General features: G+C 70.9%; 1 protein-coding gene. It reads left to right on the plus strand.

The window, feature by feature from the left end:
* Positions 1-270 precede the first annotated feature (270 nt).
* Positions 271-1494, plus strand: a complete 1224-nt coding sequence (locus tag AOK11_RS34415; protein WP_055597588.1) for an IS110 family RNA-guided transposase — start codon at positions 271-273, stop codon at positions 1492-1494.
* The last annotated feature ends 202 nt before the right edge of the window (positions 1495-1696 follow it).

Consider the following 1696-nt stretch of genomic DNA (forward strand, 5'->3'; position numbering starts at 1 on the left):
CCCCGTTACCTTTTTCGTGGCCCCGCAATGGGGCGCCTGGCCCCCGGGTCCGGTATGGCTGTGTGCCCCCTGTCGAAGGGATGACCTGGGGGGTGTTGCCGCCGGGCTTCGGGGCACCGCTTGACCGCTGATGAGGGGCCTGACGACCACTCCGGTCCGGCGCAACGCCGGACCGTCCGGGGTGGCATGTCTGCGTAACGTGGTTGCCGGCGTGTGGTGCCGCAGGGACGGCCGGGAGTCGAGGAGACGAGAGGCGAGGGGCACACGCACATGGTCGACACGACCGCGACAGACCTCTTCCTCGGCCTGGACCTGGGCAAAGAGTTCCATCACGCCCACGGCAGGACCGAGGACGGCAGAACCGTGCACGACAAGCGGCTGCCCAACACCGAGCCGAAACTGCTGGAACTGTTCACCAAACTGGTGGCGAAGTTCGGCACCGTTTTGGTGATCGTGGACCAGGTCGCCAACATCGGCGCGCTGCCGTTGACGGTGGCCCGCGCGGCGGGCTGCCGGGTCGCCTACCTGCCCGGGTTGTCGATGCGCCGGGCCGCCGACCTGCACCCGGGCGAGGCCAAGACCGATGCCCGCGACGCGTTCGTGATCGCCGAGACCGCCCGCACCATGCCGCACACCCTGCGTGCGGTGGACCGCGACGACGAGGTGCTGGCCGAGCTGACCATGCTCACCGGCTACGACAACGACCTGGCCGGCGAGGTCAACCGCACCACCAACCGGCTGCGCGGCCTGCTCTCCCAGATCCATCCCTCCCTCGAGCGCGTGCTCGGCCCGCGCCTGGCCTATCCCTACGTTCAGGTTCTCCTGGCCCGGCACGGCTCCCCGGCCAGGCTGAAGAGACTCGGCCGGGCCCGCTGCGAGGCCCTGCTCAGGGCACACGGCTCGCGCAAGGCCCGCCACCTCACCGCCGAGATCTACGACGCGCTGGCCGAGCAGACCCTTGTCGTTCCCGGCACCGAGGCGTCCGCGCTGATCGTGCCCGGGCTGGCCGCCCAGCTCGCCGCTGCCCACACCCAGCGAAAGGCCACCGAGCAGGAGATCGCCGCCCTGCTGGAGGCCCTCCCTCTTTTCCACCTCCTGACGTCCCTGCCCGGCCTGGGCGTCAGGACCACGGCCGCAGTGATCGTCGCGATCGGTGACGGCACCGGCTTCCCCACCGCCGGACACCTCGCCTCCTACGCCGGACTCGCCCCGGCCACGAAGTCCTCAGGTACTTCGATCCGCGGCGAGCACGCACCCCACCGCGGCAACCGGCTCCTCAAACGTGCCCTGTTCCAGGCCGCGTTCGCCGCGATCGGCTGCAAAGCCGACCCGTCCTCCCGGATCTACTACGACCGCCAGCGAGCACGCGGCAGGACCCACACCCAGGCCATCCTCCGCCTGGCCCGGCAACGCGTGAACGTCATCCACGCGATGATCCGCACCGGCGCCCTCTACGAACCACGCACCCCCGACGCCGTCGGCCTCGCCGCCTGACGACTCCACCGCTGTCGCCCTCCAGGCCCCATCACGCCCGCGCACCGGCACGGCCGGCCCAGCCCTGCCGGCCACCGGGCTGCCCATCAGGCACCCGATCCGCCGGGAACGTCCCGCTTCGCGGGACGTTCCCGAAAACCGTTACCAATCCCCATGAACCGACCCTGGCGGGGTTGACGAAACAGATAGGGGCACCCCCCCG

It is taken from the genome of Streptomyces hirsutus (assembly GCF_001418415.1).
GTDB classification, from domain to species: Bacteria; Actinomycetota; Actinomycetes; order Streptomycetales; family Streptomycetaceae; genus Streptomyces; species Streptomyces hirsutus.

Excerpts from the sequence above, each read along its gene's own strand:
- AOK11_RS34415 (WP_055597588.1), top strand. The coding sequence starts at position 271 with ATGGTCGACACGACCGCGACAGACCTCTTCCTCGGCCTGGACCTGGGC.